This is a genomic window from Kineococcus indalonis (assembly GCF_009906395.1).
Lineage (GTDB): Bacteria > Actinomycetota > Actinomycetes > Actinomycetales > Kineococcaceae > Kineococcus > Kineococcus indalonis.
This window is the reverse complement of the sequence record NZ_JAAALM010000292.1, coordinates 1-5198: the sequence shown is the minus strand read 5'-3', so window position 1 is coordinate 5198 and position 5198 is coordinate 1. Positions and strand designations below refer to the sequence as shown.

Sequence of the window (5198 nt, the reverse complement as noted above, 5' to 3'; positions counted from 1 at the left end):
GCACGGCCGAGGTGACCCTGGAGGTGCCCGGCGGCAGCCTGCTCGGGGTGGTCTTCGGCGCCGGCACCGCCCCGGGGCCGGTGGCGGTGCGGGTGCGCCGGGCCGGTGCGGGCTGGGGCCCGTGGACGGAGCTGTCGCCGGTGGACAGCGAGCCGGACCCGGGCACGGGCGAGGCGGGCGCGGTGGCGACGGAGCCGCTGTGGACCGGCGAGCTGGGCGCGGCGCAGGTGCGGGTGCGCCTGCGCGCGGCGGACCTGCCCTCCGCGCGCCTGGAGGTGGTGGACCCGGGCCGCTGGTCGGGGGACGCCACGGCGGCCGCGGGCGCGCGGCGGCTGAGCAGCACCTCCGGCGCGCAGGCCGAGGCGGTGCTGGAGGCGCGCACGGCGGCGGCGGTGGCGGCCCCGGCCATCCGCTCGCGCGCGGACTGGGGCGCGGACGAGTCGCTGCGCCCCCCGGGCGGGCCGGCGTACGCGGGCGCGGTGCGGGCGGTGGTGGTGCACCACACCGCCGACCCCGGCAGCTACACCCGCACCGAGGTGCCCTCCGTGATCCGCGGCATGTACCGCTACCACACGGTCACGCTGGGCTGGGCCGACCTGGGCTACAACTTCGTCGTGGACCGCTTCGGCGGCATCTGGGAGGGCCGCGCCGGCGGCATCACCCGCCCGGTGGTCGGCGCGCACGCCGGCGGCTTCAACACCGACACCTTCGGGGTGTCGATGATGGGCGACTTCACCTCCGTGGCCCCCAGCGCCGCCTGCCTGGAGTCCGTGGCGCAGGTCATCGCATGGAAGCTGTCCCTGCACGGCCTTCCCGCCAAGGGCAGCGCCGTGCTCACCAGCGCCGGCGGCGGCACCGCGCGCTTCGCGGCGGGCACCACGGTGACGCTGCGCACGATCAACGCCCACCGCGACGTGGGCTTCACCGCCTGCCCGGGCAACGTGGGCTTCACGAGGATGGACGCCATCCGCGAGCGCGTCGCGCAGATCCTCTCCGCCGGCGGTGGCGCGGCCAGCGCCTCCCAGGTGGCCGCCAAGTACGCGGCCGTCGGCGCCGGCGTGCTCGGCGCCCCCACCGGCGAGGAGGGCCCGGCCAAGAGCGGCGGGCGCTACCGCCACTACCAGATCGGCTCGATCTACTTCCTGCCCGCCACCGGCGCCCACTTCGTGCGCGGCCTGATCCGCGACAAGTGGAAGGCGATGGGCTGGGAGGGCTCCTTCCTCGGCTTCCCCACCACCGACGAGGTCGTGCTGCGCGGCGGGGCCTTCACCCACTTCCAGGGCGGCTCGATCTACTGGTCCCCGCGCACCGGCGCGCGCGCCGTGCGCGGGGCGATCCGCGACAAGTGGAAGGCGCTGGGCTGGGAGACCGGCTACCTCGGCTACCCCACCACCGACGAGAACCCGCTGCCCGGCGGCGCGTTCACCCACTTCCAGGGCGGCTCGATCTACTGGTCCGCGCGCACCGGCGCGCGCGCCGTGCGCGGGGCGATCCGCGACAAGTGGGCCGCGCTGGGCTGGGAGGCCGGCTACCTCGGCTACCCCACCACCGACGAGGTCGCGCTGCCGGGGGGCGCGTTCACCCACTTCCAGGGCGGCTCGATCTACTTCTCGCCGCAGGCGGGCGCCCGCGCGGTGCGCGGGGCCATCCGCGACAAGTGGGCCTCCCTGGGCTGGGAGGCGGGCCGGCTGGGCTACCCCACCTCCGACGAGCACGACGTCGCCGGCGGCAAGCGCAGCGACTTCCAGGGCGGCTCCATCACGTGGACGCCGGCCAGGGGCGCGGTCGTCGCCTACCGCTGACACCCCTGTCAGACCCCTGCCGCACCCCCGTCCGGTCCCCGGGCGGGGGTGTGACGCATTCGTCACGGCTCGCAGCTGCCGATCACGGCCCGTCCTCACGCACCATGTGGCCCAGGGCCCGCTCAAGGTCGGCCGACGACGTGCCGATGACTCGCACGAGGCCCCCACGCACCGATCCGGAGGTACCCCCGTGCGTCCCACGTCCCGACTGCGCCGGCTCCTCGCCGGAGTCGCCGCCGGCGTGACCGCAGGCGTCGCCGCCTGCGTGCTCCCCCCCGCGATCGACACCGCGGCCGCGGCCGAACCCACCTGGTTCGAGCCCGGCGCCACCTGGACCGGCGACTTCGGCGACCCGACCGTCGTCCGCTCCGGGAACACCTACTACGCCTACGCCTCGCCCGTGGGCGGGCGCGTCCTGCCCGTCCTGACGAGCACCGACCTGTCCACCTGGAAGGTCCGCGCGCGCTACTCCGACGACGGCCCGCCCGGCCGGCGCGGCTACTCGGTCGCCGCCGACCCGAAGATCCCCGCGGAGATCAAGGCCGCCCCCATGGACGAGTGGGGCAAGTACGACACCAACGACGCGCTGGTGCGCCAGGCGTCGTGGGGCGTGGTGCACCCGCAGGGCCCGTGGATCAACCGCGACTACTGGGCACCGGGCGTGTTCAGCATCGGCTCCACGTGGTTCGCGTACTCACCGGTGCGCGTCTCGCCCTCGCGCTTCTGCCTGACCGTGGCCTCGGCGCCCTCGCCGCTGGGCCCGTTCCGCGACATCAGCGGCGGCGGCCCCATCCAGTGCGAGGACGTCAACGTCGACCCGGGCGGGTCCATCGACCCGATGCCGTACCGCGACGAGACCACCGGCCGCAACTACCTGCTGTGGAAGTCCTCCGGCAAGATCGACCACCACCCCTCCTCGATCAAGAGCGTGGAGCTGGCGGACAACGGCTTCCCCCGGCCCGGCGCGCCCGTGGTGAAGCTGCTGGAGACCGCCCGGAACTCCTGGGAGGGCGACACCATCGAGAACCCCTCGATGGTGCGCTTCGGCGGCACGACCTACCTGTTCTACTCGGGCAACCTGTCCGACCCGCTGGACGCGCAGGGCCACAGCAGCTACGCCTCCGGGTACGCGGTGTGCCCGGCGGGCCCGACCGCGCCGTGCCACCGCGTCTCCTCGGTGCCGCTGCTGGCCAGCGCCGGCGTGGCGCAGGGCCCGGGCGGCTCCTCCGGGTTCGTCGACGCCAACGGCAAGCTGCGCATGGCGTACGCCACGTTCCGCCTCGGCGAGAACGTCGGCGGTCCCGTCCCGCACCCGCGCCGCATGAGCATCGCCACGCTGGTGCGCAACGGCGACGGCACCCTGCGGGTGGAGGGCGCCCCGATCTCCGGCACGCCGGACATCGCCACCAAGTGGAGCTCCGTGGGCGGGGCCGGCGGGTTCCTCGGCAACCCCACCACCGCGATCCTGCCGACCCCGGTGAAGTCCGGCTACTTCCAGCACTTCCAGGGCGGGTCGGTGTACTTCTCCCCCGCCACCGGCTCGCACGTGGTGCGCGGGCTGATCCGGGACCGCTGGGCCTCGGTCGGCTGGGAGAACTCCTCGCTGGGCTTCCCCGTCAACGACGAGACGCCCCTGCGGGGCGGGGCCTTCAACCACTTCCAGGGCGGCTCCATCTACTGGTCCCCGGCCAGCGGCGCCCACGTCGTCAAGGGCCTGATCCGCGACAAGTGGGCCTCGTACGGGTGGGAGACCGGGTTCCTGGGCTACCCCACCACCGACGAGTCGGCGCTGCGGGCGGGCGGGGCGTTCAACCACTTCCGGGGCGGGTCGGTGTACTTCTCCCCCGCCACCGGCGCGCACGCGGTGCGCGGGCTGATCCGCGACAAGTGGGCGTCCCTGGGCTGGGAGACGGGCCGGCTGGGCTACCCCACCTCCGACGAGCACGACGTCGCCGGCGGCAAGCGCACCGACTTCCAGGGCGGCTCCATCACGTGGACGCCAGCCAGGGGCGCGGTCGTCGCCTACCGCTGAGCCGCCCGCGGCTCGTCCACCGCTGAGCCGCCCGCGGCTCGCGGACCCGCCGGGGCCCCGGCACCCTCGGGGGGTGTCGGGGCCCTCGCGCGTGCGGGTGCGCTCAGCGGCCGACGTCGCGGCGCGCGCGCTGGTAGCCCGTCCAGGCGCCCGTGCACCGCTCGCACCGGCAGCCGAGGTTGCGGTAGCCGTTGGCCGAGCCGTGCCGCTCGTCGGACGCGTCGGCCCGGAAGGCGGCCTTCAACTGCTCGCCGGACGGGCGCGCGGCGGCCACCCCGACGCCCAGGTCCGCCCGCCACGCGCGCACGGTGGGGTGGCTCACGCCGAGCCGGCGGGCGGCCTCCTGCTGGCTGAGGTCGGCGGTGGCCCCCACGGCCTCCTGCCACGAGGCGTACCCCGCCGCGCGGGCCACCTCGTCGCGGTCGTAGCGCGGCACCCGCACCCCCTCCCACCCGGCCGGGGCGCTCCCGGCGGGGACCACATCCTGCACCCCGCCGCCCCGGTGCGTGCGGCGCGCCCGCTCAGTCGCGGACGGCGGTGCCGTCCAGGTACGGCTGCGGGCTCGGGCCCGGCCCGGCGCCGTCCCACCAGCGCCAGCCGGGCACGGTGCGCTCCCCCGCCGCCACGTCGTAGCGGCCCGGCGGCAGCGGGTACTCCACGCGCACCAGGTCGCCCCACTCGCGGTACGGCGCGCCGGGCAGGAAGCCGCGGTACGGGGTCAGGGTCGCCACCTCCGGCAGCGTGGCGTACGCCCCGCCGCCGTCGATGAACGTCAGCGGCGGGGTGACCTCGAAGGTGGCGCTGCGCACGAACCAGCCCACCGGCTCCACCAGCCCGCCGCCCACGGCGGGCGGCTCGTAGCAGGGGAAGTGCAGGCCGATCGGCCAGTCCAGCAGGACGGTGCTGCCGGGGGGCACGGCGGCGGAGACCGGCTCGCCGGTGCGGCGGTACAGGCCCGTCACCGCGGGCACCGCGGCGGCGGCCGTGGCGCCGGCGACCCGCTCGGCGGGCGCCTCGTCCACGCGCAGGCGCACCCGCGCCGCCACGGCCGCGGCGGGGGCGTCGGCGACGGGGCCGAAGCCCACCCGGCGCCAGCCGTCGCCGCCGGGCAGCGCCGCCGGCACCGGCAGCGGCGCGCCGGCCGCGTCGGCGAACTCCACCACCACGGCCGCCGGGGCGCCGAGCACGTCGAAGGCCAGGGTGTCGTCGGCGCTGCGCCCGCCCAGGGCCACCCAGGGCGTGGCGACCTCCTGGCCGGGCACGCCGGCGAAGGCGCCCGCGCCGTCGGGCACGGTGCCGGGCAGGTCCGCGAGCTGCGCGGGGCCCGCCGCGGGCGCCGCCGGCACCGCGGCGCCGGGGGCGCC

Annotated in this window: 3 protein-coding genes and 1 pseudogene; 2 read left to right on the top strand and 2 right to left on the bottom strand. The window is 76.8% G+C overall.

Annotated features, from left to right (window positions below):
* Positions 1–1802 (top strand): N-acetylmuramoyl-L-alanine amidase (locus GTR00_RS14075; protein WP_166612236.1); only part of this gene is annotated, 1802 nt, incomplete at its 5' end.
* Positions 1803–2067: 265 nt separating this feature from the next.
* Positions 2068–3834, top strand: coding sequence for a family 43 glycosylhydrolase (locus GTR00_RS14070; RefSeq protein WP_166612235.1), 1767 nt, complete (start codon positions 2068–2070; stop codon positions 3832–3834).
* A gap of 103 nt (positions 3835–3937) precedes the next feature.
* Here the strand turns inward: GTR00_RS14070 and GTR00_RS14065 are convergent, their stop codons facing one another.
* Positions 3938–4270: a helix-turn-helix domain-containing protein gene (locus GTR00_RS14065; protein ID WP_205705798.1), complete on the bottom strand. Its 333-nt coding sequence runs from the start codon at positions 4268–4270 to the stop codon at positions 3938–3940.
* Between the two features lie 85 nt (positions 4271–4355).
* Positions 4356–5198: pseudogene (locus GTR00_RS14060) on the bottom strand (hypothetical protein); the annotation flags it as partial.